Origin of the sequence: Agromyces sp. GXQ0307 (assembly GCF_044769845.1) — a bacterium.
In the GTDB taxonomy this organism is placed as follows: domain Bacteria; phylum Actinomycetota; class Actinomycetes; order Actinomycetales; family Microbacteriaceae; genus Agromyces.
In genome coordinates this window covers 1,096,337-1,121,992 of sequence record NZ_JBIZVY010000001.1, presented here as the reverse complement: position 1 = coordinate 1,121,992, position 25,656 = coordinate 1,096,337, and the positions used below count along the sequence as shown (strand labels likewise).

The following is a 25,656-nucleotide window of genomic DNA, read 5'->3' as shown; positions in this document are numbered from 1 at the left end:
CGGGCAGGGAGACTGGTCAGATCATGTCGAACAGCAGGAAGCGTCACACCCCGGAGCAGGTCGTCCGCAAGCTCGGTCAGGCCGACAGGATGCTCGCCGACGGCGCGGATGTCGCGGCGGTGTGCCGGGAGCTCGGGGTGTCCGAGCAGACGTACTACCGGTGGCGGAACCAGTACGGCGGACTGAAGGCTGACGATGCGAGGCGCCTGAAGGAGCTCGAGAAGCAGAACGCCACTCTCAAGCGGCTGCTCGCTGAGGCGGAGCTGGAGAAGGCTGCGCTGAAGGAGCTGGCTGAGGGAAACTTCTAGGCCCGGGCAGGCGCCGCGCCGCCGTCGCTCACCTGATCAGGACACTGCAGGTGAGCGAACGGATGGCGTGTCGTCTGGCCGGGCTCTCACGCTCCGCGTACCGGCGCCCACTCAAGGCGGACACCGTCGCGGACCCGGATCGGGCGCTGCGGGACCTGGCTGCGCGCCTGGGCGAAGAACCATCCCCGCTACGGGTACCGGCGGGCGTACCACGACGCCCGCGCCGAGGGCTGGGTAGTGAACCACAAGAAGATCCAACGCCTCTGGCGTGACGAGGGCCTGCGCGTCCCGCAGCGACGCCGCCGCAAACGCGTCGGATCCTCGACCGTCGACCCGCCGACGGCAGACGCGCCGAACGTGGTGTGGGCCGTCGACTTCCAGTTCGACGCTGACGAGCAGGGCCGCCCGATCAAGATCTGCTCCATCGTCGACGAGCACACCCGGGAATGCATCGGCGGGCTCACCGAACGGTCGATCACCGCGGACCGGCTCACCGCCCACCTCGAGGATCTCGTCGCCGTCCGCGGCGCCCCCACGGTGCTCAGATCGGACAACGGGCCGGAGTTCATCAGCGACGCGATGGCCGACTGGGCCGGCACCCGCACCGGCCTGAGCTACATCCCGCCCGGTTCGCCGTGGCGCAACGGGTACGTCGAGTCGTTCAACAGCCGGATCCGCGACGAGTGCCTCAACATCAACAGCTTCTACTCGCTGCTGCACGCGCAGGTCGTGATCGGCGACTGGAAGGACGAGTACAACCATCACCGCCGGCACTCCTCGCTCGGCTACCTGCCCCGGCCGAGTACGCTCGGCACTGCACCCATCAAATCGAAACCGACGACTCTCAGATCGTCCGGACCGAATGAAGGGGGCGGCCCAGCGCGCCTGCCGCTCGTAAGCCGGTCCGGTGATGACTCACGCACGATGCTCCGCACGAACCACCCGATAGGTTGAGCGTGTGCTCGGGCAGATCGAAGTGGGCGAACTGATTCGTGTGCTCGAGGCATCCCCTGAGGGCGAACCGAGCTCGCGCGCGAGACGGATCGCATCGGAGTTCGATCCAGGCTCGGGTCTATCCGTCGCAGTGCAGTCCGCGGGCCCAACGGCAGAGACGCTGCGCTTCAAGTACTCAATGGCGGCAGTGCGGGGAGCCAAGGTCCTCGGGCTCGATCGCCTCACTCGGACGCTGGCCCGGTTGGGCGCGGCGCGCGTTTCGGGATGCACCGTGGAAGGGACAGGCGAGTTCGCCTTGGTGTTCCTCACCGAAGACCTCACACATCTCATCGGAGTCGTATACGTCGCGCCACCCGGCGACCCGCGCAACGCTCCCGCGCTCGACGTCCGTTAGCCGGTCCCACAGCGACCACTGCCGATCCCTCAGCGAAGCGAGGGTGCCTCGATGCCGAGCGCCCCGAGCGCGGCATAGATGAGACCCATAGTGATCAGGACCAAGCTGCTCACCCGAATCGTGCTCGCAACCTCGTCCACTGACTGGCCTCGCCAGCCGGGGACCCGGTAGAGCCGTCGGGCGATCCACAGTGCGCGCCAGCGGATAACGGCCCCAACACCCGCACCGCCGAGCCCGGAAATGAGCGTGAAGATCGAATCCGGGTCCACCCCGTCACTCTAGACGTCACCAGTTCCCGCTCGGTTCTGCTCCGGCTCGTCGACGATCCTTTAGCAGCGAGCCCGCCACGCGGTTGTCGTCAGGATTGGCGGGTGCGGACGACGCTGCGCCCGCCAATCCTGACGACGACCACATCGGGGCCACGTGCGGCGGCGCCCGAAGGCCGGTCGATCGGCGGAGGGCCGACTCGGTGACATCCGGCGCGCAGTTCCCATCGCCTCGGTTTCGCATATGACCCGCCCGATGAATCTGCCCGGACAGGTGCCCCATGTGCGACGGCCCGGCCGTTTCGTACCCCATGGGAGTCGACGCATCTCGGTCCATCCGGGTCGAGCGGCCGCTGGGCCGCGATCACTCGGTCGCGAGGAGCGCCGCCCACAGGTCGGCGCGGGCGTGGAAGCCCGAGAGGTCGCGGCCGAGGAGCTTCTCCGCGAGCGCGATCCGGCTGCGCACCGTGTGCCGGTGCACGCCGAGTTCCTGCGCCGTCGCGTCGAACTGCCCGCCGTGCTCGAGCCACGTGCGGGTGGTCTCCAGTAGCGTCGTGCCCTGCTCGCGGTCGTACTCGATGAGCGGTTCGAGCGTCGCGCGGGCGACCGCGCGAGCGTCGGTGCGGGCGAGGAACGCGAGCACCCCTTGGCGGCTGATGTCGTCGAACCAGACGACGCCGGGGGCGGTCTCGCGAGCGCGTTCGACGGACCGCAGCGCCTGCTCGTGCAGCCGTGCGAGTTCGGTGACGGATGCCGCGTCGGAGACGCCGACGGGCACGTCGAACTCGCCGGCGAGCTCGTCGGCGACGTCGCGATCCGCGTCCTCGCAGACGACGACCACCGACTCGCCGTCGCGACCGAAGAAGAGGCGACCGTCGCGGTCGTCAACGCGCAATTCGAGGAACTCCGTGAGGCGGTCGGGATGCTCGGGGGGCAGGTCGGCGACCGCGACGCGCACCGGGTCGGCGGGCAGCGGGCCCCACATCTCGGCGGAGACCTCGGATGCGAGTTCCACGTCGCCGGCGAGCATCGAGCGCAGCAGGCCCGAACGCAGGTGCCCCCGCGCCCGGTCGAGGTCGCGGTTCTGCTCGAGCGCCAGCCCGGCGAGGGCGATGACCGCGGTCACGACCTCGCGACCCGCCTGGTCGAGCTCGGGGGAGTCGCCGATGGCGAGCACGCCGCGGAGCGCGCCGCCGGCGCCGAGCGTCTGCAGCGTCATCCGTTGCGGAGTGCCGACCGAGGCGCCGGCTTCGAGCGTGCGGCTCGCTCGCTGGCCGCGGCGGAGCATCGAACGCGCCTCGCCGACGACCTCGCCGAGTGCGGGCTGGCCGAGCCCGCCGACCGGAGCCTCGCGGTCGAGGGCGCCCGCGGCATCCACCAGCCCCACCCACGTGCCCAGCCGGTTGCTCAGCTCCGTGAGCGTCGCGCCGAGTCCGTCGGGGCGGAGCGCGGCGAGCGAGATCGCGCGCTGCGCCTGGAGCGCCCACGCCTGCCGCGCGTTCGCGTCGGCCGCGTTGAGCTCGGCGATCGTGCGCGCCACGCGGATGAACGGCGTGCGATACGGGACCTCGAACAGCGGCACGCCGTGCTTCGCGCACGCCTCGACGAGGAGCGCGGGCGTGCCCGCGACGACCACCTCGGTGCCGAAGCCGAGCGCCGAGATCCCGGCGCCCGCGAGGCGGGCGACGTATGCGTCGAAGCCCGCCGGGTCGTCGCTGCCGGAGTCGGCGCCGAACTGCGTGCCCGTCGTGAGCAGCACCTGGCCGGGCTCGATGAACGGGGCCGGATCGGCCAGGTCGGAGTTGTGCACCCACGGCACCGGGGCGTCGAGCGCGGCATCGGGAAGCGAGGCCTCATCGGTCAGCAGCGTGAGCGCGAGGTCGTCGCGGCCGAGCAGGGTGCGCACGGTCGGCTTCATCGGGTGCTCCTCGCCTCGGTTCGGAATGTACGACGAGTCGAACATTCAGCGCCGAGTGTACAACCCGGTGGATCGGAGCCGTCTCAGGTGACGTCGCCGCGGCGCGCGAACCGCGGGTGCCGCCACACCTCGCTCGACAGGACGTCATGGAGGACGTCGACGGCATCCCACACGTCCGCGTGCGACACGTACAGCGGCGTGAAGCCGAAGCGCATGAGATCCGGCGCCCGGAAGTCGCCGATCAAGCCGCGCTCGATGAGCGCCTGCATGACGGCGTAGCCGTCCTCGTGGCGGAGCGCGACCTGGCTCCCGCGGAGTGAGGAGCGACGAGGGGTGACCACCTCGACGGGCCACTGCGCGAGTCGCCGGTCGACGAGCGAGATGAACAGCTCCGTGAGCCGGAGGCTCTTCTCCCGCACCAGCGCGATGTCGACGTCGTCCCAGATGTCGAGGCTCGCCTCGAGCGCCGACAGCGACAGCAGCTGCGGCGTCCCGACGCGGAACCGGCCGATCCCCGGCACCGGGTCGTACCCGACCTCGAAGTCGAACGGCCTGGCGTGGCCGTGCCAGCCCGTGAGCGCCGGCCGGGCGGCCTCGTGGTGGCGCGCGGCCGCCCAGATGAACGACGGCGAACCCGGGCCGCCGTTCAGGTACTTGTAGGTGCACCCGACCGCGAAGTCGGCACCGGCCGCACCCAGGTCGACGGGCACCGCCCCGACGCTGTGGCAGAGGTCCCACACCATGATCGCGCCCGCCGCATGCACGCGGGCCGTCACCTCGACGAGGTCGTGCATCCTTCCGGTGCGGTAGTCGACGTGCGTCAGGACGACCACCGCGACATCGTCGTCGAGCACGTCGTCCAAGGTCGGGCCGTCGTCGTGCACGAGCCGCCGATCGAGCGGCTCGGCGCCGCCCACGGCGGCTTGGACGCTCTCGATCACGTACAGGTCGGTGGGGAAGCTGCCTCGTTCGGCCACGATGACGCGCCGATCAGGGCGGAGCCGGGCGGCCGCGGCGACCACCTGGAAGAGGCTCGCCGAGGTCGAGTCCCCGAGCACCACTTCGCCGGGCGCCGCGCCGATCAGCGGCGCGATGCGGTCGCCGACGGACTGCGGTTTCGCGAACCATCCGGCGTCGTTCCAGCTCCGGATGAGTCCGACCCCCCACTCCTCGGCGATGACGCGATCCACGTGCGCCCGAGTCGCCCGCGGGAGCGCGCCGAGCGAGTTGCCGTCGAGGTAGACGACGCCGTCGGGCAGGTCGAAGCGATCCCGGAAGGAGGCCAGGGGATCGGCGGCGTCGAGGCTCTCGCACGTCGCGCGGTCGAGGGTCCGCCGGTCGGATGCCGGGTCGGATGTCGCTTCGCTCAGCTGGAACATGAGGGGTTCGCCTCTCGGGTCAGGGTCGGTCAGAGCGCCAGGAAGCGCCGGGCGTTCTCGTACAGGATCGCGGCTCGCTGGACCTCGTCGAGCTGGTCGGACCGCTCGACCACGTCACCGACCGGCCGCTCGCCGAGGGGGTACGGGTAATCGCTGCCGAGCATCACCTGCGACGCGCCGAGCGTCTCGACGAGCAGGTGCAGCGCGGCCGGGTCGAAGACGACGGAATCGACGCTGAAGCGATCCAGGTACGCGGATGGCGGCAGGTCGCTGACGCCGACGAGGTCTGGCCGCCGGTGCCACGCGTTCTCGAACCGGCCGAGCCAGAACGCGAACGAGCCGCCGCCGTGGGCGAAGGCGATCCGCAGCGAGGGCGGGACCCGGTCGAACACGCCGCCCAGGATCATCGCGATGATCGAGAGGTGCGTCTCGGCCGGCATGCCCGTGAGCCACCGCGCCATCCACCGTTCGAGCCTCGGCGAACCGGGCATGTCCCACGGGTGCACGAACACCGGGACCCCGGTCGCGGCGCAGTGCTGGAGGACGGTGACGATGCCCTCGTCGTCGAGGTCGCGGTCGCCCACGTGGTTGCCGATCTCGATGCCGCGGTGTCCCGACGCGATCGCGCGATCGATCTCGGCGCACGCGGCATCCGGATCCTGCAGGGGAACCTGGGCGAACGGGATCAACCGGTCGGGCGCCGGCGCGCAGACCTCGAGCGCGAGGTCGTTGAAGATGCGCGCGACCCGGGCCGCCCGGTCGCCGGGCTGGTCGTAGGAGAAGAACACGGGGGTCGGCGAGACGACCTGGATGTCGACCCCGTCGCGATCCATGTCCTCGAGCCGAGTGCGGGCGTCCCAGCAGCTCGCCTCGATCCGGCGGAACTCGGAGGAGCCGACGAGGATCATCGCCTCCCGCTCGGAGTCCACGCGGAGCGACGGCCAGGTGCCCGGCCCGACCCGGTCGTTCAGGTCGGGCCAGCTCCGTGGCACGAAGTGCGTGTGGACGTCGATCGAGCCCACCCGGTCAGCCCTTGCCGGGGTGGACGGCGCCGCAGTTCGGGCAGGTGCGGCCCTCCTCGCTCTCGTAGAAGTCGCGGAACACCGGCGGGAGGTCCTCGACGATGTCGCGCACCTGCAGTTCGACCTCGTGCACCTTCGTGTCGCAGTCCGGGCAGAACCAGGCGAACCTCTCGAGGGTGCCCTCCTCGCGGATCCGTTCGATCACGATGCCGATCGACCCGGCCTCGGGCCGCTGGGGGGAGTGGTAGACGTTGCCGGGCAGCAGCCACATCTCGCCCTCGCGGATGTCGATCCGCTGCGGGCCGTCGTCGGTCATGACGTTGACGTGCATGTTGCCGCGGTACTGGTAGAACCACTCCTCGTACGGGTCGAAGTGGTAGTCGGTGCGCTGGTTCGGGCCGCCGACGACCTGCACGATGAAGTCGCCGATCGGCTCCCAGGCCTGCTTGTTGTTCACCGGCGGCTTCAGCAGGTGCTCGTGCTCGCGGATCCAGGCGGCGAAGTCGATGACGGGTGGGATGGTGGTCACGGTTCCTCCTCGGTGATGGTTCTGGTTCTGGCGGTGGAGCTGGTGGGCGCCGGGGCCAGGGCGACGGCCTGGATCTCGATCCGCAGGTGCGGGTGCGGGAGCGCGTGCACCGCGACCGTCGTGCGGGCCGGACCCGTCTCGTCGAAGTACTCGGCCCAGACGGCGTTGTACCCGGCGAAGTCGTTCATGTCGACGAGGTAGGCGGTCGCCTGCACGAGGTCGTCGAGCGTGCAGCCCGCCTCGGCGAGGATGGCGCGGAGGTTCTCGAGGACCGCGCGGGTCTGGATCGCGATGTCGAGCCGGGTCGCGCCGAACTCGTCGGCCTCGGCACCGGCGATCGTGTTGTCGGGGCGGCGGCTGCTGGTGCCCGACACGAAGACGAGCTCGCCGGCGCGCCTGGCGTGCGGGAAGCGGCCGCGCGGCGTCGCTCCGCCTCGGACGGTGATCGCGTCGACGCTCATCGCGACCCCTCCTCGCCGGCATGGACGACGACGCGCCCGAGTCCATGCACCTCGGCGGCGACCGTGCCGTTCGCGGGCATCGGCACCGCCGCGGTGGCCGCGCCCGCGAGGAGCACCATGCCGCCCCGCAGCTCGAGGCCGTGTTCGCGGGCGAGCCGCCGCGCGGCGGCGACGGCGCGCACCGGATCGCCGAGGATCGCCGCGGTCGATCCGGTCGCCGCAGAACGTCCGTCGAGTTCCAGGACGACCGCGCGGTTCTCCATCGGACCGGCATCGGCGGCGGCACGCCACGGCCCGACGGCGAACGACGAGGCCGACGCATCGTCGGCGACCACGTCGCCGAGGTCGAACCGGAACTCCCGGTACCGCGAGTCGATGATCTCCAGTGCCGGGGCCACCGCCACGATCGCCGCGGACGGGTCGGCCCCGGGATCGGCGATCGACGGCCCGAGCAGGAAGGCGACCTCGGGTTCGACGCGCGGATGGATGCCGCGATCGCCCGGAACGCGGCATCCGTCGTCGACGCGCATCGCGTCGGTGAGCGCGCCGATGATGACGTCATCGACACCCATCTGCCGCGCCTTCTCGCGACTCGTGAACCCGAGCTTCGCACCCACCACGCGCTCGCCGCGGGCGACCCGACGGGCGATGAGGGCGCGCTGGACGGCGTAGGCCGCGTCGAGGTCGAGCGGACGCTCGGCCGAGAACTGCGCGATCGGGGTGCTGCGCCGCTCCGCCCGGTCGAGGGCTCGGGCGAGGCCGTCGATCCCAGCCGGGTCGGTCGACGTGACGACGGATGCCGCGTGGGCGGCGTTCGTGCTCATGCGACGCCCTCCTCGGCTCGCTCGACCTCGTCGCGCGCCGCGACCAGGTCGAGCGCGACGTCGACGATCATGTCCTCCTGGCCGCCGATCATGCGACGCCGCCCGAGCTCGACCAGGATGTCGCGAGCGTCGAGGCCGTGGCGTTCGGCCGCGCGCTCGGCGTGCAGCAGGAAGCTCGAGTAGACCCCCGCATACCCGAGCGTGAGCGTCTCGCGGTCCACGCGGACGGGGCGGCGCTGCAGCGGTCGGACGAGTTCCTCGGCCGCATCCTGCAGCGCGAAGAGGTCGCCGCCGTGCGCCCAGCCGAGCAGGTCGGCGACCGCGACGAACGCCTCGATCGGGCAGTTGCCGGCACCGGCGCCCTGGCCCGCGAGCGAGGCGTCGACGCGGGTCGCGCCGTGCTCGACCGCGGTGATGCTGTTCGCCACGCTGAGGGAGAGGTTCTCGTGCGCGTGGATGCCGATCTCGGTCGCGGGGTCGAGCACCTCGCGGTAGGCGTCGATGCGGTCGGCGACGTCGCGCATCGTGAGTCGACCGCCCGAGTCGGTGACGTAGACGCAGTCCGCCCCGAACGACTCCATGAGCCGTGCCTGCTCGGCGAGACCGCGCGGGTCGTTCAGGTGGCTCATCATCAGGAACCCCGAGACATCCATGCCCTGGTCCTTCGCCCAGCCGATGTGCTGCGCCGCGACATCCGCCTCGGTGCAGTGCGTGGCGACGCGGACGCTGCGCACGCCGAGGTCGCGCGCCCGCGCGAGGTCGTCGATCGTGCCGATCCCGGGGAGGATCAGCGTGGTCAGCCGCGCTCGCCGCAGCACCGAGGCCGCGGCCTCGATCCACTGCTCGTCGGTGCGGGCACCCTGCCCGTAGGCGACGCTCGAGCCGCCGAGCCCGTCGCCGTGCGCGACCTCGATCGCGTCGACGCCGGCCGCCTCCAGCGCCGACGCGATCGCGCGCACCTCGTCGACCGTGTAGCGGTGCGCGATGGCGTGCATGCCGTCGCGCAGGGTGACGTCCTGGAGGTACACCCGCGGAGTCGTCCCGGTCATGCCGGCACCCCCGTCCGTTCGGCGATGAGGCGCTCGGCGGTGCGCAGTGCCGCCGAGGTCATGATGTCGAGGTTCCCCGCGTACTCGGGGAGGTAGTGGCCCGCGCCCGCCACCTCGAGCATGATCGTGATCCGGGTTCCGCGGAACCCTCGCCCGAGGGCCGGCACGTACGGCTCGTCGACGGGGTCGAACTGCACGTCCTGCTTCAGCCGGTACCCGCCGACGTAGTCCTGCACGTCCGTGACCATCGCCTCGACCGAGCGGCGCACCGCCGGCTCGTCGACCTCGCCGGCCGCGAGGCAGTAGACGGTGTCGCGCATGATGAGCGGCGGATCGGCGGGGTTCAGCACGATGATCGCCTTGCCGCGCTCGGCGCCGCCGATCGCCTCGATGGCGCGCGCGGTGGTCTGCGTGAACTCGTCGATGTTCGCCCGGGTGCCCGGGCCCGCCGACCTCGACGCGATCGACGCGACGATCTCGGCGTAGGCGACGGGGACGATCCGGGAGACGGCGGCGACCATCGGGACCGTGGCCTGGCCGCCGCACGTGACCATGTTCACGTTCGTCGCGTGGCGGTGCTCGCCGAGGTTGACGACCGGGACCACGTAGGGGCCGATCGCGGCGGGCGTGAGGTCCACCACGAGCCGTCCGCGATCGCGGACCACGGCGTCGTTGCGCGCGTGTGCGGCCGCGGAGGTCGCGTCGAACACGAGCTCGACGTCGGCGAACTCCGGCAGCCGCACGAGCCCGTCGACACCCTCGTGGGTCGTCGCGACGCCGAGGCGGCGCGCGCGGGCGAGCCCGTCCGAGTCCGGGTCGATGCCCGCCATAGCGACCACGCGGAGGGTCTCCGAGAGGCGCTTCACCTTGATCATGAGGTCGGTGCCGATGTTGCCCGAGCCGATGATCGCGACCGCCGTCGTCATGCTGCCCCTCCTGTCGTGCCGGCGACGGTCGTCGCCGCGTGTCCGGTGAACTCGGTGCGGACCTCGCCGAGGCCGTCGAGTCGCGCGTGGAAGACCCCCGTGGTCGCGTCGACCATCGGTCCGAGCGCACCCGACAGGACGACCTCGCCCGCGCGGAGCGGGCGGCCGTGGCGGGCGACCGCTCGTGCGAGCCAGGCCACGGCGATGACGGGGCTGCCGAGGCATGCCGAGCCGGCGCCCGTCGAGACGGGTGCGCCCGCGTGATCGAGACGCATGCCCGCACCCGCAAGGTCGAGTCCGTCGAGGCGTCGCGGCGTCGTGCCGAGGACGACGGCGCCGCTCGAGGCGTTGTCGGCGATCGTGTCGGTGATGCGGATGTCCCACCCCGCGATCCGCGAGTCGACGACCTCGATCGCCGGGAGCACGAACTCGGTCGCCCGGATCACGTCGGCGACGTGCGTCGTCGGGGAGTCGAGGTCGCGACCGAGGACGAACGCCACCTCGGCCTCGACTCGCGGCTGCAGGAACCGGCCGAGGTCGAGCGGCTCGCGATCGTCGGCGATCATGTCGTCGAGGAGCACGCCGTAGTCGGGCGTCGTGACGCCGAATTGCGCCTGGACCGCGGGGGAGGTCAGGCCGATCTTGCGGCCGACGATGCGCGCGCCCTCGGCGACCCGGCGGGCGATGCCCAGGGACTGGACCGCGTACGCGGTCACCTGGTCGTCGTCGCCGATGAGGTCCCGGACCGGTGCGCAGGGGATCCGCGCGCACGCGGCGGCGCGGAGGAGCGACTCGGCGGCGTGGACGGGATCCGCGAGGGTGGCGGCGGTCGAGCCCCGCTGCGTGGCCGTGGTCGTGCTCACAGTTGCACGCACACGTTCGTCGGCTCGGTGTAGAAGGCGAGCGAGTGCAGCCCGCCCTCGCGGCCGATGCCGGAGAGCCCGACGCCGCCGAAGGGGCTGCGCAGGTCGCGCAGGTACCATGTGTTGACCCACGACATGCCGACCCGCAGGCGCTGGGCGACCCGGTGGCCGCGCGCCAGGTCGGTCGTCCAGGTGACCGCGGCGAGCCCGTAATCGGTGTCGTTGGCGAGCGCGATGGCGTGGTCCTCGGTGTCGAAGGGCATGATGACCGCGGCCGGCCCGAAGATCTCCTCGCGCACCGTGCGGTGCGAGTTGTCGAGGCCCGTCCAGAGCGTCGGCTCGATCCACGACCCCGCATCGAGTCCGTCGCCGAGCGTGGGGACGCCGCCGCCCGCGAGGAGCTCGCCCCCCTCGCGGATCGCGAGGTCGTAGTACGAGAGCACCTTGTCGCGGTGCGCCGCGGAGATGAGCGGCCCGGTCGTGGTCGCGGGATCCTCGGGGCGGCCGAGCCGCAGGCGTCGGGCGTGCGCGGCGAGGCCGGTCGCGACGTCGTCGAACACGGCTCGCTCGACGTAGATGCGCTCGGTGCAGAGGCAGACCTGGCCGGTGTTCAGGTAGGTCGATCGGGCGAGGCCGGCGATCGCCGCGTCGAGGTCGGCGTCGGCGAACACGATCGCGGCGTTCTTGCCGCCGAGCTCGAACGAGACGGGCCGCACGCGCGGGGCGACCGCGCGCATGATGGCCGAGCCCGTGCTCGACTCGCCCGTGAAGGTGACGCCGTCGATGCCGGGGTGGGTGGTGAGGTGCTCGCCGGCCGAGCCCGGCCCGAAGCCGTGCACCACGTTGACGACCCCGTCCGGGATGCCGGCCTCGGCGAGGATCTCGGCGAGCAGCGTGGCCGACGACGGGGTCTCCTCCGAGGGCTTCACGACGACGGTGTTGCCGGCGGCGAGCGCGGGCGCGAGCTTCCAGGTGAGCAGCAGCAGCGGGAGGTTCCACGGGACGATCACGGCGACCACGCCGAGCGGGGCGCGGACCGCGTAGTTGAGGGCTCGGCGACCGTCGGGCAGTTCGGTGAGGAAGGAGTCGAGGCCGGCCGCCGACGCCGTGTCGGCGAACGAACGGAAGTTCGCCGCGGCGCGTGCGACGTCGAGGTCTCGCGCGAGCGTCTCGGGCTTGCCGGTGTCGCCGACCTCGGCGGCCACGAGCTCCTCGCTGCGGCGTTCGACGACGTCGGCGGCCCGACGGAGCAGCCGGGCGCGCTCGGCGACCGGCATGCGACCCCACGGACCCGCGAGCGCCGCACGCGCGGCGGCGACCGCGCGGTCGACCTCCCGCGGTCCGGCCTCGTGGACCACGGCGACGAGCGTGCCGTCGACGGGGTCGATCTTCTCGAAGGTGCCCACCCCGTCGACGGACTCGCCGCCGATCACGTTGCGGAGCTCGCGCGGGGTCGGGCTCCGCGTCGGGAGAGGGGCCGTGATCGGTGCCGGCGTCGTCGGGGAGGGCATGCGTTCAGGCTAGGAAGCGCGAACGATGCCGACAAATGCTCTTGTGATGCACTGCCATGCCCAACCGGCTATAGTCCCGCCATGGTCTCCGATCGACTCCTGGACGGCCGGCTCAAGCTCCGGCATCTCGTGCTCATCACCGCCATCGCCGACGAGGGCACGCTCGTGCGCGCCGCCGAGTCGCTGCACATCACCCAGCCGGTCGTGACGCGCGGCCTCCGCGAGGTCGAGGACCTCCTCGGGGTGCAGCTGTTCGAGCGGATGCCGCGCGGGGTCGCCCCGACGCAGTACGGCGAGCCGTTCATCGAGCGCGCGCGGTCGGTGCTCGCCGAGCTCCGCGCGGCCGACGAGGAGGTCCGCCTGCTCCAGACCGGCCAGCTCGGCACGGTCACGGTCGGGACCCACCTCGCGGGCTCGAACCTGCTCCTGCCGAGGGCCATCGCCGCGCTCAAGTCGGAGCACCCTCGCCTGACCGTGGTCGTCCGCGAGGGCACGCCCGACATGCTGCAGCAGCTCCTGCTCTCGGGCGACCTCGACCTCACCGTCGGCCGGCTCTCGCCGACGGTGCCCGTGCGACTCGAACAGGAGCGCCTGCACCACGAGCCCATCCGGCTGGTGGCGCGCGCGGGGCATCCGGTGCATTCCGGGACCAGGGGCACGTCGCTGGCCGAACTGCTCGCCTTCCCGTGGATCTTCCCGGTCGCGCAGACGGCGCTCCGCGCCGAGCTCGAGGCCGTGTTCTTCCACGAGGGGCTCCCGCTGCCGGCCGATCGGGTCGAGTGCACGTCGATGCTGACGCTGCGCAGCCTCCTCGTGTCGACGGACGTCATCGCCGCGCTGCCGATGTTCATCGCGGTCGACGACCGCGACGTGAAGATCCTGCCGACGCCGCTCAGCTCGATCCGACGATCGGTCGGGGTCACCCTGCCGAAGGATCGGGCGCCCTCGCCCGCGGCCGCCGCGCTCCTGGTGCACCTGCGGGAGGAGGGGGCGCGGCTCGCGGCGCTCGAGCGCGAGTACGCGACGGCGGATGCCGCGCCATCCGGCTGATATGCCTATACGGTCATGGCAACGACCCGTATAGATATTGGACAGCATCGATCCGGCCGATGACGCTGAAGGGGTCGACGCATCGAGGCGTCGAACCCGATTCTCTCCCGACCCTGGAGGCGTCATGGCCGGATCCCCCTACGTAGCCGAAGCGAAGAAGTACCGCCCCGAGGACTTCGAGCGGGTCGCCGGCGAGCCGGCCGACCCCGAGCCCGGGACGTGGGGGATGCAGCCCGACGGGACCTTCCTGCCGCCGGCGCACACGCCGTCCGTGCCGCGCGACGTCTTCGTCGACTGGCCGGGTCAGCTCGACTACCGCGACCCCGAGACCTACGTGCTGAACGCGACCGCCGAGGCGTTCTACCCCATCGTCGTGAACACGAGCCACTCGTGGCAGTGCATCTACGACTGGGACGGCACCCGGTACATGCTGCACTACGGCGGCGGCAACCACTGGAAGCTCTACGACATCACCGACCCCCGCGACCTGAAGGTCGTCGACGAGGAGCAGTGGGGCTGGACCGACCCGCGCCCCCAGTTCGGCGCGACCACGGTGCAGTGGAACGAGAAGCTCGGCAGGCACATCGCGATCCAGGCGAGCGAGACGCCCCGCTACTTCCTGAAGGGCCGCGTCGCGAACAAGTGGACCGACGACACCGTCGAGGGCCAGCTCCTCGAGTGGGAGGGACTCCGCGGCTTCCGCACGTTCGAGATGAACGGCCCGAGCCCCCGCGACTGGACCCTCATCAACGAGACCTCGACCGACCCGAACCACGGGCCCGACGAGATCCAGGAGGGCAACGGAGTGCTCGACCTGCCCGTCTACTACGGCGACCGGTACCTCTTCGTGGCCACCGCCCCCGACAACACCTTCACCAACCAGCCCTACAAGACCACGCTGTGGGCCGCCGGCCACGCCGCCTACGACGTCTCCGACCCGGCCAAGCCCGAACTGCTCTCGACCTGGTGGGTGCCCGGCACCCGCGCCGGCGAGGAGGCCGACTCCGAGTACCTCGCGGGCAACGACCGCTGGAACAACCGGACCTCCTGGTTCGGTTCGCGCATGGGCGTGTTCATGCCCCGCTCGGTCGAGTCGGGCGGGAAGTACGCGTACGCCGCCCAGGGCGGTCAGGGGTTCTTCGTCCTGGATGTCTCCGACCCGTCGAACATCCACCACATCGGATGGTGCCGGCTCCCGACCAGCGTCGCGGGCACCGAGGGCGACAACGTCGACACGACCCAGGTCGAGGAGACCGGCTACGTCTACGTGTCGGGCTACCCGATGAACACCGACTGCTACGAGCCGGCGAAGGAGATCTACCAGGTCGACGTGAGCGATCCGACGAGCCCCCGCGTCGTGCGCACCCTGCCCCGCCCGCTGCCGCCCGCGGAGGCGAAGTTCACCGACTGGGCGCAGCGCCGCGGCTCGTTCGGCCCGAAGCGGTCGGGCTACTTCACGAACACCGGCACCCCGCACGGCGGCGTGATCCCCTACGCGTTCTACGCCGCGGGGCTGCAGATATTCGACGTCCGCGACCCCGAGGACCCGAAGGTGGGCGCCTACTTCGTGCCGCCCATGGGCCTGAAGGACGACGACGACCTCGCCGCGCCCGTCCACGGCATCTTCGTCGAGTGGGACCGCAACCTCATCTGGCTGTTCGCGAACCACGGCATCTACGCGGTCTCGACGCCGTTGCTCGGCGAACCGGTCGTGGGCCTGCCGGGCGCCGACCGGCCCGACGCGACCTGAGCCGCCGAGTCATCCGCCTGCGAATGCCGACCATGAACCGGAGCACCAGACCCTGGCCCGCCCTCTGGGCGCTCGTCATCGGGTTCTTCATGATCCTCGTGGACACGACGATCGTGTCGATCGCGTACCCCGCGATCCTCGCCGACCTCGACACCGACCTCACGACGGTGATCTGGGTGACGAGCGCCTACCTGCTCGCCTACGCCGTGCCGTTGCTGATCACGGGCCGGCTCGGCGACCGCTTCGGTCCGAAGCGGGTCTACCTCGTGGGACTCGTGGTCTTCACGCTCGCGTCGCTCTGGTGCGGGCTGTCGGGCGAGATCGCGATGCTCATCGCGGCCCGCGCGGCGCAGGGCCTCGGCGCCGCACTGATGACCCCGCAGACGATGGCCGTGATCACGCGCGTCTTCCCGCCGAACCAGCGCGGGGCGGCGATGGGGTTGTGGGGCTCGGTCGCCGGCGTCGCGACCCTGCTCGGTCCGATCCTCGGCGGGTTGCTCGTCGACTCGCTCGGGTGGCAGTGGGTGTTCTTCGTCAACGTGCCGGTCGGCGTCATCGCCGTCGTCGCCGCCTGGCGGCTCGTGCCGAGCCTCGAGACGCGCGTGCACCGGTTCGACTGGCTCGGAGTCGTCCTGAGTGCGGTGGGCATGTTCCTCATCGTGTTCGGCGTCCAGGAGGGGCCGACCTACGGCTGGGGCACGATCGTCGGCCCGGTCACGGTGTGGGGCGTCATCGTTGCCGGCGTGATCGTGATGGCGGGCTTCATCGCGTGGCAGGCGCTCAATCGGGCTGAGCCGCTGCTGCCGCTCGGCCTGTTCCGCGACCGGAACTTCGCGCTGTCGAACGTCGCGATCTCGCTGGTCGGGATCGCGATGACCGCGATGCCGCTCCCGCTCGCGTTCTTCCTCCAGGTCGCGCGCGGGCTCACGCCGACCCAGGCGGCGCTCATGCTCGCGCCGATGGCGGTCGTGTCGGGGGTGCTCGCGCCGTTCGTCGGGCGCGCCAGCGACCGCGTCGACCCGAAGTGGGTGGCCTTCGCCGGGTTGTCGACGTCGGCCGTCGCGCTGGGCTGGTACGCCGTCGTCCTGCGACCGGATGCCCCGCTCTGGCTGTTGCTCCTGCCGTCGGCGCTGCTCGGAATCGGCATCTCGGGCGTCTTCGCGCCGCTCGCGTCGACCGCGACCCGGAACCTCGCACGCGAGCACGCCGGTGCCGGGTCGGGGGTCTACACGCTGACCCGGCAGGTCGGGTCGGTGCTCGGCTCCGCGGCGATCGCCGCGCTGATGAGCGTCCTCCTGTCGGCGCAGTTGCCCGGGTTCGACGCCGAGGAGGCGACGCCCGGCGCGGGCGGCGGGCTTCCGGCCGCGCTCGTGGACGGCTTCTCGGTCGCCATGGGCCAGTCGCTCCTGCTCGCGGTCGCCGCCTTCGCGCTCTGCGCGGTCGTGGTGCTGTGCTTCGCGAAGCCGACGGTCACGGTCGGGTGGGGTGAGGGGCCGGATGCCTCGAGCACCGCGCTCGACGGAGCATCGGCCGAGCCCGAGGCATCCGCCCACGCCGAGCGATCCGCCCGCGGCGAAGCATCCGTCCGGGCCGAAGTCTCGACCTCGGGGGCCGAACGCTGATGGCCGCCGCACGTTCCGCCGGGGCGCTCGCCGAACGACCCTTGGATCCAGAATACAAAGATCGCCGAAGGAGGCCGGCCGTGACCACGACCGCCGACATGACCGAACCACGCGGAGGCGGGCGGCTCGTCGTCGACGGCCTCGAGAAGCACTACCGACTCGACGGGGCCGAGGTCCCCGTGGTGAAGGGCGTGAGCTTCACCATCGAGCCCGGCACCTTCACCTCGCTCCTCGGGCCGTCCGGCTGCGGCAAGACGACCACCCTCCGGTGCGTCGCCGGCCTCGAGACGAGCGACGGCGGCGTGATCTCGCTCGACGGGCGGGTGCTGTCGACCGGGAGCGAGCACGTCTCGCCCGACAAGCGGGACGTCGGCATGGTGTTCCAGAACTACGCGATCTGGCCCCACATGAGCGTCTTCGCCAACGCGGTCTTCCCGCTGCAGGTCTCAGCCGGGAAGCTGCCCAAGAAGCAGGCAAGACAGCGCGCGATGGAGGCGCTCGAGCTCGTGCAGCTCGACGCGTACGCGCATCGGCCGGCGACCGCGCTCTCGGGCGGCCAGCAGCAGCGTCTCGCGCTCGCGCGGGCGCTCGCGCACCGACCGCGACTGCTGTTGCTCGACGAGCCCCTGAGCAACCTCGACGCGAAGCTGCGCGACACGATGCGCAACGAGCTGCGCGGCCTCCAGCAGCGCCTCGGCATCACGGCGCTCTACGTCACGCACGACCAGTCGGAGGCACTGTCGATGTCGGACCGCGTCGCCGTCATGAACGGCGGTCGGATCGTCCAGGAGGCCGCCCCCAAGGAGCTGTACTTCGCGCCCGCCGACCGGTTCGTCGCCGACTTCGTCGGTCGCGTCAACCTCATCCCCGCGGTCGTGCGCGATCGCGACGCGAACGGCGACGCCCTGGTCGAGGCGTTCGGCACCCGCCTCGTCACGCCGTGCCCCGCCGGGAGCGGAACCGGTGCCGAGGTCACCGTGACGATCCGTCCCGAGAGCGTGCGGTGGCACGAGGCATCCGTCGACCGACCCAACCTGCTCGCCGCGCGCGTCGCCCGCGTCGAGTTCCTCGGCGAGATCGTCGAGTACGAGGCCGAGATCGTGCACGAGCAGACCACCGTCGGCCGCATCGTCGCGCGCGGCGCACCCATGGACGCGCCCGCCGAGGGGAGCTCGGTCTTCCTCGAGCTCGCGCCGCAGGCGTGCCGCGTGCTCGCGGCGTGATCCGAGGACGCACCACCGCACCACCACCCGTTCCATCGACAGAGAGGCACCAGGGACCATGAACGTACGTACCTTCCGGGGCGGCACCGTCGCCCTCGCCGCAGCGGGCATGCTGCTGCTCAGCTCATGCAGCTCGAGTCGGGCGGAGGCGCCCGAGGCGCTCGAACCGGCCGGCGACGCCGCCACCGGCGCGACCTGCGACGCCGTCGAGGTCGGTGCCTTCATCCGCTGCGAGAACTTCTACGAGGACTTCTGGCCGGAGATCGACCGGCAGATGGACGCGCTCTACGAGCAGGCGAAGGAGACCGACGGCGGTCGCCTCGTGGTCTGGGACTGGTACGAGCTCGCGCCCGAGGTGATCGCCGAGTTCAACGCCCGCTATCCCGACCTCGAGATCGAGACGCGCGGCCTGACCTACAACCTGCCCTCCGCCGTCATCTCCGCCGAGGCCACCGGAGGCCGCAACACCGACGTGCTCTCCGGCTCGCTGCTCTCCGCCGCCGCGATGACCGACGAGGGGTACTGGGACGAGGTCGACTGGACGCAGTTCGGCGTCCCGGAGGAGTTCCTCCAGCTCGGCGCCCCCGAGATGCTGCCCGACAGCATGAACGGCTCGCTCATGCAGGTCAACACCGACCGGATCGACGCGCCGGCCTCACTCGAGGACCTGCTCGCCCCCGAGTTCGAGGGCAAGGTCTCGATCGCGAACTACAACCCCATCGTGTTCTCCGGGTACGGCATGGCCGAGGGCGAGGACGCCATGGTCGAGCTCATCGGCGAGCTGAAGTCGTCGGGCACGCTCCAGGTGCTCGAGGACCAGAACTCGCCCCTCTCGAGCGGCGACGTGCCGATCGCCCTGAACCAGACGCTCTTCAACCCGAACCCGAGCCTCGCGGCCCAGCCGTTCGATCACTCCGGCGTCTTCGCCCAGTTCTCCGGCGTGAACGTCGACGCCGCCAACAAGCCGGGTGCCATGCTCTGGGCCCTCTGGAACGCGTACGACCCGACGTGGCTCGAGCTGCGCATGACCGACGAGCGGTTCGCCACGACCCAGGTGCCCTACCCGGGCCTGCCGTCGTCGCTGTTCGAGCAGGCGACCGGCCTCATGAAGACCAACGCCGACGCGCTGCTGCAGAGCATCGAGAACGGCGCCGAGACCGAGACCGAGGCGACCCGCGACGAGTGGATCGCCCTCACGAACGCCGCCGACGCGGCACTGAACGGATAACCATGTCCACGGAGGAACGGGCCACGAGGGCCGGGCGGACCAGGCCGACCACGATGACGGTGGCGACGGTCGTCGCCGGAACGGTGATCTTCCTGCTGCTCGCCATCCCGCTGGCGGTGCAGGTCATCACGGCCTTCCGTGGTCCGTTCCTCCCGTTCGGCGTCTCGTCGGCACGCTGGTCGGTCGACAACTTCGCGACGCTGTGGGGACTGCGCGAGGACTTCTGGGCGGTGCTCGGTGCGACCGCGGCCTTCGTGGGCGGCTCGACCGTGCTGTCGCTGCTCATGGCGTTCGGGCTGGCGTGGGTGACCGTGCGGACCGACGCGCCGTTCCGACGGGTGATCTCGCTGCTGGTCATCGTGCCGTTCATCGTGCCGCCGATCGTCAAGGCGCAGGCCTACCTGCTGATGCTCTCGCCCGAATCGGGCGTGCTGAACCAGCTGATCCACCTCGTGCCCGGCATGGCCGACGTCACGATCGACCCGTACTCGTTCTCGACGATGATCGTCATCCAGTCGCTCACGAACGTCACGTTCCCGTACCTGATGATCGTGCCGATCCTCACGGGCATGGACGGGTCGCTCGAGGAGTCCGCGCGGGTGTCCGGCGCGAGCTGGGGGCAGACCCTGCGCCGGGTCACGCTGCCGATGCTCTGGCCGGGCCTGCTCGGCGTGACCGTGCTGACGTTCATCCTCGGCCTCGGCAGCCTCGAGGTGCCCCTGTTGTTCGGGCAGGAGTCCGGCAAGTCGATCTTCGCCCTGAAGCTCTGGACGCTGATCAGCGCCGGCGCGGGCGAACTGCCGCAGTACGGCCTGGCCGCCGCGTGGGGCTGCGTGTTCCTGGTGATCACGACCATCGCCTTCGTGATCTACCTCCGCGCGACGCGCGACGCGGAGCGGCGGGCGTCGATCTCCGGGAAGGGCTTCCGGCCCACCACGATGAAGCTGGGCGGATGGCGCATCCCCGTGCTGCTCGCCATCCTCGTCTTCACGATGCTGACGGCCGTCCTCCCGCTCTTCGCCCTGTTCTGGTCGGCCATCACGCCGTACCCGCTGGCGTTCTCGCTCGACGCGCTCCGCACGCAGACGCAGTTCGGCGCGTTCGGCGAGGTGCTCGCCGACGGCGAGTTCTGGGCGTCGCTCGGTCGCACGCTCGTCATCGCCGGCGGCAGCGCCACGATCGCGTGCGGCGCGGCGACCGTGCTCGCCTACGGGATCGCGCGGAGCCGGGCCAACGGCTGGACGAGGAGCATGGACCTCTTCGCCTCCTCGAGCGTCGCCATCCCCGCGGTCATCGCCGGCTTCGCGATGTTCCTGACGTTCATGGTGATCAACCCGGTGATCCCGCTCGCCGGCACGATCGCGGCCCTCGTGATCGCCTACTCGTACCGCGTGTCGATCGCCTACCGCGCCGGGTTCAGCGCGACCCTGCAGATCCGGAAGGAGCTCGAGGAGGCGGCGGTGATCAGCGGCGCGAGCCGGCTCGAGGGGTTCCGGCGCATCGTCGCGCCACTGCTCGCCCCCACCGTCTTCGCGGTGTGGATCCAGATGTTCATCCTCGGCACGAACGAGTTCACGCTCCCGGCGTTCCTCGCCACGCCCGAGTCCCGTCCGCTCTCCGTCTACATGTACGCGATGATCAACCCGCGCTCGGCACAGCTCTACGCGCCCGACCAGGGCGCGGCCATGGCCCTCATCTTCACGGTCCTGGTGTTCGCGATCGGCTACGGACTGCAGTGGCTCGTGTCGCTCCGCGCCATCGGGCGCGCGTCGCGCCGGGTGCGCGTCGTCGAGGTGCCGTCCGATGCGCTCGGCGCCACGACGGTCGTCGAGCCGACGGATGCCCCGGACACGCGTTCCGTTGCGGTGCAGGAGCTGCGGGAGTTGTCGCGCCGCTGAACCCGCCGCCAGGGCCGATTTGTACGGCATGGCACGTCCACCCCCTCCCGATGTACATCCGGGAGGGGGTGGCATCCGTTTCGGGCTGCCTACCATTGCCCGACATCGCCACCGTCGTCACCGCATCGGAGCACCCCATGACCATCGTCGAACCCACGGCCACCACCGTCGGCGGCCCCGCCCTCCCGCAGGAGCGCCGCCTCGTCACCAGCATCCCGGGCCCGCGCTCGCAGGAGCTCATCGCCCGCAAGGCGCAGGCCGTCGCGAAGGGCGTCGGGCACACCATCCCCGTGTCGGTCGTCGCGGCCGGCGGCGGCGTCATCGTCGACGCCGACGGCAACTCGATCATCGACCTCGGCTCCGGCATCGCCGTGACGGGCGTCGGCAACTCGAACCCGCGCGTCGTCGACGCGGTGAAGGCCCAGCTCGACGCGTTCACCCACACGTGCTTCACCGTCGCGCCGTACGAGGGGTACGTCGCCGTCGCCGAGAAGCTCAACGAGCTCACCCCCGGCGACCACGAGAAGCGCACGGCGCTCTTCAACTCCGGCGCCGAAGCCGTCGAGAACGCGATCAAGGTCGCCCGCCACCACACGAAAAAGATGGCCGTCGTCGCGTTCGACCACGCCTACCACGGCCGCACGAACCTCACGATGGGGCTCACGGCGAAGAACATCCCCTACAAGAACGGCTTCGGCCCGTTCGCGCCCGAGGTGTACCGCGCCCCGCTCAGCTACCCCTTCCGCGACGGCGGCCTGTCCGGCGCCGAGGCCGCGGCCCGCGCCATCACGCAGATCGAGAAGCAGATCGGCGCCGAGAACCTCGCCGCGATCATCATCGAACCCATCCAGGGCGAGGGCGGCTTCATCGTTCCCGCACCCGGCTTCCTGCCGGCGCTCGTCGAGTGGGCGAACGCGAACGACGTCGTCTTCATCGCCGACGAGGTGCAGACCGGCTTCGCCCGCACCGGCGCCTGGTTCGCCAGCGAGCACGAGGGCATCGTGCCCGACGTCATCGTCACCGCGAAGGGCATCGCCGGCGGCCTGCCGCTCTCGGCCGTGACGGGCCGCGCCGACATCATGGACTCCGCCATGGCCGGCGGCCTCGGCGGCACCTACGCGGGCAGCCCGCTCGCGTGCGCCGCCGCGCTCGCCGCGCTCGAGTCCTACGAGGAGGACGCCCTCATCGAGCGCGCCAAGCAGATCGGCTCGGTGCTCATCGGCCGCCTGAATGCGCTCCGCACCGCCGACCCGCGCATCGGCGACGTCCGCGGCCGCGGCGGCATGGTCGCCGTCGAGCTCGTCGACCCCGCCACCGGCGCACCCGACGCGGCGCTCACCGCGAAGGTCGCCGCGTACGCCCACGCCAATGGCGTGCTGGTGCTCACGTGCGGCACCTACGGCAACGTCATCCGCTTCCTCCCGCCGCTCACCATCTCGGACGAGCTGCTCGTCGAGGGCCTCGAGGTCGTCGCGGAAGGGCTGCGCAGCGCATGAACCCCGTGACGGCGACGACGACGTCGCCCCTGATCGTCGCGGACGCGGCATCCGTCGCGCACGCGGCATCCGTCGCCGATGCCGAGCCCACCCCGCTCGTCGACGCCCGCGCCCAGCTGGCCGAGGCGATCGAGCTGCTCGGCTACGGCGAGGGCCTCCACCGCATGCTGGCGACCCCGCGTCGCGAGATGGCCGTCGCCGTGCCGCTGCGCCGCGACTCCGGCGAGACCGAGGTGTACCTCGGCTACCGCGTGCAGCACAACTTCAGCCGCGGCCCCGCCAAGGGCGGCCTCCGCTACGCGCCCAACGTGAACCTCGACGAGGTGCGCGCGCTCGCGATGTGGATGACCTGGAAGTGCGCCCTGCTCGACGTGCCGTACGGCGGCGCGAAGGGCGGCATCGCGATCGACCCGCGCGACCACTCCGTCGCCGAGCTCGAGCGCGTCACGCGCCGGTACACGAGCGAGATCCTCCCGATCATCGGCCCGGAACGCGACATCCCCGCGCCCGACATCGGGACCGACGAGCGCACCATGGCCTGGATGATGGACACCTACTCGGTGAACTCCGGGTACACGGTGCCCGGCATCGTGACGGGCAAGCCCATCGCGCTCGGCGGGTCGCTCGGCCGCGCATCGGCGACGTCGCGTGGCGTGACGCACATCGCGCTCGCCGCGCTGCGGCACGCCGGCATCGAGCCCGGTCGCGCGACCGCGGCCGTGCAGGGCTTCGGCAAGGTCGGTGCGGATGCCGCGCGGTTCCTCGCCGAGGGCGGCGTGCGAGTCACCGCGGTCAGCGACCAGTACGGCGCGGTGCGCAACGACGCGGGCCTCGACATCGAGGCGCTCTCCGACCACGTGCGCGCCACCGGCTCGGTCGTCGGCTTCGCCGGCGCCGACGAGCTCGACCGCGACGCGGTGCTGACGCAGGACGTCGACCTGCTCGTGCCGGCCGCCGTCGAGGGCGTGCTGCACGGCGGCAACGCCGCAGACGTGCTCGCGAAGGTCGTCGTCGAGGGCGCCAACGGCCCCACGACCCCCGCCGCCGACGCCATCCTCCGGGAGCGCGGCGTGCTCGTCGTCCCCGACATCCTCGCCAACGCGGGCGGTGTCATCGTCTCGTACTTCGAGTGGGTCCAGGCCAACCAGGCGTACTGGTGGCGGGTCGACGAAGTCGAGAGCAGACTGGAGGAGCGGATGCTGAACGCCTGGCGTCACGTCCTCGGCTACGCCGAGGCCCGCGACCTCTCGCTCCGCACCGCCGCCACGGCGCTGGCCGTCGAGCGCGTCGCCGAGGCGCACCGCCTCCGCGGCCTCTACCCGTGATCGCGCGGAACCACCGCACACCGAACGAAACGGACATCCCGAGCATGACCACTGCAACGCAGGAATCCGCACTCCTCGACCAGGTCGCCGACGGCCTCTTCATCGGCGGGGAGTGGGTCGCCGCCGAGGGCGGGAAGACCTTCGAGGTCCGCGACCCCGCCACGGGCGACGTGATCAAGACCATCGCCGACGCGTCGGCCGACGACGGCATCCGCGCCCTCGACGCGGCCGTCGCCGCGCAGGACGCGTGGGCCGCGACGGCGCCGCGCGAGCGCGGCGAGATCCTCCGCCGCGCCTTCGACACGCTCATGGAGCGGGCCGACGACTTCGCACTGCTCATGACGCTCGAGATGGGCAAGCCGCTCGCCGAGGCGCGCGGCGAGGTCAAGTACGGCGGCGAGTTCCTCCGCTGGTTCAGCGAGGAGGCCGTGCGCATCACCGGCCGCTACGGCTGGAACCCCGAGGGCACCGGCCGCATCGTGGTCGCGCAGCGCCCCGTCGGCCCGTCGTACTTCATCACGCCGTGGAACTTCCCGCTCGCGATGGCGACCCGCAAGATCGCGCCGGCACTCGCCGCGGGCTGCACCGTGGTCGTGAAGCCCGCCGCCCTCACGCCGCTGACGACCATCGCGTTCGTGCAGCTGCTCGAGGAGGTCGGGCTGCCGAAGGGCGTCGTGAACGTGGTCACCACCACGAGCTCGTCGAAGGTCTCGGCCCCGATCATCGCCGACCCGCGCCTGCGCAAGCTCTCGTTCACCGGCTCGACCGAGGTCGGCCGCAAGCTCATCGAGCAGTCTGCGCAGGGCATCCTCCGCACCTCGATGGAGCTCGGCGGCAACGCGCCGTTCGTCGTCTTCGAGGACGCCGACCTGGACAAGGCGGTCGAGGGCGCGATGGTCGCGAAGTTCCGCAACATCGGCCAGGCGTGCACCGCGGCGAACCGCTTCATCGTGCACGAGTCGGTCGCGGCCGAGTTCGCGCGCCGCGTGACCGAGCGCGTCTCGGGCATGAACGTGGGGCGCGGCACCGAGGACGACGTGCACATCGGGCCGCTCATCGACGACGACGCGGTCGCGTCGACGCACGAGCTCGTCACCGACGCCGTCTCGAAGGGCGCGACGGTGCTCGCCGGCGGTTCGGCGATCGACGGCACCGGCTCGTTCTACGCGCCGACCGTGCTCGGCGACGTGTCGGCCGACGCGCGCCTGCTCCGGGAGGAGATCTTCGGACCGGTGCTCGGCATCACCACGTTCGCCGACGAGGACGAGGCCGTGCGCCTCGCCAACTCGACGGAGTACGGCCTCATCTCCTACGTGTTCACGCAGGACCTCGCCCGCGGCCACCGCATGATCGACCGCCTCGACACCGGCATGATGGGCCTGAACACGGGCCTCGTCTCGAACGCGGCGGCGCCCTTCGGCGGCGTCAAGCAGTCGGGCATCGGCCGCGAGGGCGGCTTCGAGGGCATCCACGAGTTCCTCGACACGAAGTACACCCTGATCCCGGCCTGACCGGGACCGGCCCGGTTCGACCGGGTCGATCGGATGCCGCGGCTCGCGCCGCACGCACGCGCCGCGCCCCGCGGCATCCGCTCTGGGTTTGCTTTTCTCAGGAACACCGGCCCGATCGGGCCGTTTCTCAGGAAGAAACGCCGCGCTTC

General features: G+C 71.4%; 21 protein-coding genes and 1 pseudogene. 11 read left to right on the top strand and 11 right to left on the bottom strand.

All coding sequences use genetic code 11. From position 1 onward, the window contains the following. The first annotated feature begins 23 nt into the window (after window positions 1-23). Both ACIQH8_RS05155 and ACIQH8_RS05150 read left to right on the top strand, forming a co-directional pair. Window positions 24-1,174, top strand: a pseudogene (locus ACIQH8_RS05155) (IS3 family transposase). A gap of 92 nt (window positions 1,175-1,266) precedes the next feature. Further along, complete coding sequence (locus tag ACIQH8_RS05150; RefSeq protein WP_400995573.1) at window positions 1,267-1,656, top strand: hypothetical protein; 390 nt, start codon at window positions 1,267-1,269, stop codon at window positions 1,654-1,656. 29 nt (window positions 1,657-1,685) lie between these two features. Here the strand turns inward: ACIQH8_RS05150 and ACIQH8_RS05145 are convergent, their stop codons facing one another. From ACIQH8_RS05145 to ACIQH8_RS05095, 11 genes are all read right to left on the bottom strand, one after another. Then, entirely contained in the window at window positions 1,686-1,925 is a 240-nt protein-coding gene (locus tag ACIQH8_RS05145; RefSeq protein WP_400995571.1) for a hypothetical protein, read from the bottom strand. Between the two features lie 361 nt (window positions 1,926-2,286). Next, window positions 2,287-3,840 carry a PucR family transcriptional regulator gene (locus ACIQH8_RS05140; protein WP_400995569.1) on the bottom strand — a complete coding sequence of 518 codons (1,554 nt, stop codon included), beginning with the start codon at window positions 3,838-3,840 and terminating at the stop codon, window positions 2,287-2,289. Between the two features lie 83 nt (window positions 3,841-3,923). Further along, window positions 3,924-5,219 carry a kynureninase gene (kynU, locus tag ACIQH8_RS05135; RefSeq protein ID WP_400995567.1) on the bottom strand — a complete coding sequence of 432 codons (1,296 nt, stop codon included), beginning with the start codon at window positions 5,217-5,219 and terminating at the stop codon, window positions 3,924-3,926. Between the two features lie 29 nt (window positions 5,220-5,248). Continuing rightward, window positions 5,249-6,241, bottom strand: coding sequence for an amidohydrolase family protein (locus tag ACIQH8_RS05130; RefSeq protein WP_400995565.1), 993 nt, complete (start codon window positions 6,239-6,241; stop codon window positions 5,249-5,251). A 4-nt stretch (window positions 6,242-6,245) separates the two neighbouring features. Next, window positions 6,246-6,770 (bottom strand): 3-hydroxyanthranilate 3,4-dioxygenase, encoded by a 525-nt coding sequence (locus ACIQH8_RS05125; protein ID WP_400995563.1) that lies wholly within the window; start codon window positions 6,768-6,770, stop codon window positions 6,246-6,248. After that, window positions 6,767-7,231, bottom strand: coding sequence for a RidA family protein (locus ACIQH8_RS05120; RefSeq protein ID WP_400995560.1), 465 nt, complete (start codon window positions 7,229-7,231; stop codon window positions 6,767-6,769). The genes ACIQH8_RS05125 and ACIQH8_RS05120 overlap by 4 nt, the downstream gene beginning before the upstream one ends. Continuing rightward, a complete protein-coding gene (locus ACIQH8_RS05115) occupies window positions 7,228-8,055 on the bottom strand; it encodes a 2-keto-4-pentenoate hydratase (RefSeq protein WP_400995558.1) in 828 nt (275 codons plus the stop codon). Before ACIQH8_RS05115 ends, ACIQH8_RS05120 begins: the two co-directional genes overlap by 4 nt. Beyond that, window positions 8,052-9,104, bottom strand: coding sequence for a 4-hydroxy-2-oxovalerate aldolase (gene dmpG / locus ACIQH8_RS05110; RefSeq protein ID WP_400995555.1), 1,053 nt, complete (start codon window positions 9,102-9,104; stop codon window positions 8,052-8,054). The genes ACIQH8_RS05115 and dmpG overlap by 4 nt, the downstream gene beginning before the upstream one ends. Continuing rightward, a complete protein-coding gene (locus ACIQH8_RS05105; RefSeq protein ID WP_400995553.1) occupies window positions 9,101-10,030 on the bottom strand; it encodes an acetaldehyde dehydrogenase (acetylating) in 930 nt (309 codons plus the stop codon). The genes dmpG and ACIQH8_RS05105 overlap by 4 nt, the downstream gene beginning before the upstream one ends. Further along, window positions 10,027-10,893 carry a 2-keto-4-pentenoate hydratase gene (locus ACIQH8_RS05100; RefSeq protein WP_400995550.1) on the bottom strand — a complete coding sequence of 289 codons (867 nt, stop codon included), beginning with the start codon at window positions 10,891-10,893 and terminating at the stop codon, window positions 10,027-10,029. Before ACIQH8_RS05100 ends, ACIQH8_RS05105 begins: the two co-directional genes overlap by 4 nt. After that, entirely contained in the window at window positions 10,890-12,404 is a 1,515-nt protein-coding gene (locus tag ACIQH8_RS05095; protein ID WP_400995547.1) for a 2-hydroxymuconic semialdehyde dehydrogenase, read from the bottom strand. The genes ACIQH8_RS05100 and ACIQH8_RS05095 overlap by 4 nt, the downstream gene beginning before the upstream one ends. Window positions 12,405-12,485: 81 nt before the next feature. On the opposite strand from ACIQH8_RS05095, the gene ACIQH8_RS05090 reads away from it, so the two are divergent. The 9 genes from ACIQH8_RS05090 to ACIQH8_RS05050 all read left to right on the top strand — a co-directional run bounded on the left by ACIQH8_RS05090 (window position 12,486) and on the right by ACIQH8_RS05050 (window position 25,507). Next, window positions 12,486-13,454, top strand: a complete 969-nt coding sequence (locus ACIQH8_RS05090) for a LysR substrate-binding domain-containing protein (RefSeq protein ID WP_400995544.1) — start codon at window positions 12,486-12,488, stop codon at window positions 13,452-13,454. Window positions 13,455-13,578: 124 nt separating this feature from the next. Further along, complete coding sequence (locus ACIQH8_RS05085) at window positions 13,579-15,204, top strand: LVIVD repeat-containing protein (protein ID WP_400995542.1); 1,626 nt, start codon at window positions 13,579-13,581, stop codon at window positions 15,202-15,204. A 32-nt stretch (window positions 15,205-15,236) separates the two neighbouring features. Next, window positions 15,237-16,826: a DHA2 family efflux MFS transporter permease subunit gene (locus ACIQH8_RS05080; protein ID WP_400995539.1), complete on the top strand. Its 1,590-nt coding sequence runs from the start codon at window positions 15,237-15,239 to the stop codon at window positions 16,824-16,826. Between the two features lie 80 nt (window positions 16,827-16,906). Beyond that, on the top strand, window positions 16,907-18,049 hold the full coding sequence (locus tag ACIQH8_RS05075) for an ABC transporter ATP-binding protein (RefSeq protein ID WP_400995537.1): 1,143 nt from the start codon (window positions 16,907-16,909) through the stop codon (window positions 18,047-18,049). Between the two features lie 58 nt (window positions 18,050-18,107). Next, window positions 18,108-19,277: an ABC transporter substrate-binding protein gene (locus ACIQH8_RS05070; protein ID WP_400995534.1), complete on the top strand. Its 1,170-nt coding sequence runs from the start codon at window positions 18,108-18,110 to the stop codon at window positions 19,275-19,277. 2 nt (window positions 19,278-19,279) lie between these two features. Next, window positions 19,280-21,175: an ABC transporter permease gene (locus tag ACIQH8_RS05065; RefSeq protein ID WP_400995532.1), complete on the top strand. Its 1,896-nt coding sequence runs from the start codon at window positions 19,280-19,282 to the stop codon at window positions 21,173-21,175. 137 nt (window positions 21,176-21,312) lie between these two features. Then, window positions 21,313-22,671: a 4-aminobutyrate--2-oxoglutarate transaminase gene (gabT, locus tag ACIQH8_RS05060; RefSeq protein WP_400995526.1), complete on the top strand. Its 1,359-nt coding sequence runs from the start codon at window positions 21,313-21,315 to the stop codon at window positions 22,669-22,671. Further along, complete coding sequence (locus tag ACIQH8_RS05055) at window positions 22,668-23,996, top strand: Glu/Leu/Phe/Val dehydrogenase (protein ID WP_400995524.1); 1,329 nt, start codon at window positions 22,668-22,670, stop codon at window positions 23,994-23,996. Before gabT ends, ACIQH8_RS05055 begins: the two co-directional genes overlap by 4 nt. Window positions 23,997-24,040: 44 nt before the next feature. Then, window positions 24,041-25,507 carry an NAD-dependent succinate-semialdehyde dehydrogenase gene (locus ACIQH8_RS05050; RefSeq protein ID WP_400995522.1) on the top strand — a complete coding sequence of 489 codons (1,467 nt, stop codon included), beginning with the start codon at window positions 24,041-24,043 and terminating at the stop codon, window positions 25,505-25,507. The last annotated feature ends 149 nt before the right edge of the window (window positions 25,508-25,656 follow it).

Coding starts and splice junctions, on each gene's coding strand:
- ACIQH8_RS05140 (WP_400995569.1), bottom strand. CDS start 3,840: ATGAAGCCGACCGTGCGCACCCTGCTCGGCCGCGACGACCTCGCGCTC.
- kynU (WP_400995567.1), bottom strand. CDS start 5,219: ATGTTCCAGCTGAGCGAAGCGACATCCGACCCGGCATCCGACCGGCGG.
- ACIQH8_RS05120 (WP_400995560.1), bottom strand. CDS start 7,231: ATGAGCGTCGACGCGATCACCGTCCGAGGCGGAGCGACGCCGCGCGGC.
- ACIQH8_RS05115 (WP_400995558.1), bottom strand. CDS start 8,055: ATGAGCACGAACGCCGCCCACGCGGCATCCGTCGTCACGTCGACCGAC.
- dmpG (WP_400995555.1), bottom strand. CDS start 9,104: ATGACCGGGACGACTCCGCGGGTGTACCTCCAGGACGTCACCCTGCGC.
- ACIQH8_RS05105 (WP_400995553.1), bottom strand. CDS start 10,030: ATGACGACGGCGGTCGCGATCATCGGCTCGGGCAACATCGGCACCGAC.
- ACIQH8_RS05095 (WP_400995547.1), bottom strand. CDS start 12,404: ATGCCCTCCCCGACGACGCCGGCACCGATCACGGCCCCTCTCCCGACG.
- ACIQH8_RS05090 (WP_400995544.1), top strand. CDS start 12,486: ATGGTCTCCGATCGACTCCTGGACGGCCGGCTCAAGCTCCGGCATCTC.
- ACIQH8_RS05085 (WP_400995542.1), top strand. CDS start 13,579: ATGGCCGGATCCCCCTACGTAGCCGAAGCGAAGAAGTACCGCCCCGAG.
- ACIQH8_RS05080 (WP_400995539.1), top strand. CDS start 15,237: ATGAACCGGAGCACCAGACCCTGGCCCGCCCTCTGGGCGCTCGTCATC.
- ACIQH8_RS05070 (WP_400995534.1), top strand. CDS start 18,108: ATGAACGTACGTACCTTCCGGGGCGGCACCGTCGCCCTCGCCGCAGCG.
- ACIQH8_RS05065 (WP_400995532.1), top strand. CDS start 19,280: ATGTCCACGGAGGAACGGGCCACGAGGGCCGGGCGGACCAGGCCGACC.
- gabT (WP_400995526.1), top strand. CDS start 21,313: ATGACCATCGTCGAACCCACGGCCACCACCGTCGGCGGCCCCGCCCTC.
- ACIQH8_RS05055 (WP_400995524.1), top strand. CDS start 22,668: ATGAACCCCGTGACGGCGACGACGACGTCGCCCCTGATCGTCGCGGAC.
- ACIQH8_RS05050 (WP_400995522.1), top strand. CDS start 24,041: ATGACCACTGCAACGCAGGAATCCGCACTCCTCGACCAGGTCGCCGAC.